This window comes from Streptomyces sp. MBT65 (genome assembly GCF_016612545.1).
GTDB lineage: Bacteria > Actinomycetota > Actinomycetes > Streptomycetales > Streptomycetaceae > Streptomyces.
The window spans coordinates 1-310 of sequence record NZ_JAENRY010000831.1 but is presented as its reverse complement, the minus strand read 5'-3'; the positions used below and the strand labels follow the sequence as shown (position 1 = coordinate 310).

1 pseudogene is annotated in these 310 nt (G+C 71.6%); it reads left to right on the top strand.

Annotated elements, in window-relative coordinates:
- Positions 1-310: pseudogene (locus JHN63_RS52285) on the top strand (sugar ABC transporter ATP-binding protein); the annotation flags it as partial.

Below are 310 nucleotides of genomic sequence, written 5' to 3'. Positions count from 1 at the left end.
GGCGGCAACCAGCAGAAGGTCGTCTTCGCCAAGTGGCTCGCCACCGACCCGAGGATCGTCGTCCTGGACGATCCGACCCGGGGCGTCGACGTCGGCGTACGCGCCGAAATGCACCGTATCGTCGGCGAGTTGGCGGCGGGCGGCGCGGCCGTCCTGATCGCCTCCACCGACCTCGCGGAACTGACGGAGGTGTGCGACCGGGTGCTGGTCTTCGTACGCGGGCGGGTCACCGAGGAGGTACGCGGGGAGCGGCTGACCGAGCATGGACTGGCGGTGGCGATGCAACGGCCGGACGGTGCGGGGGTGCCGG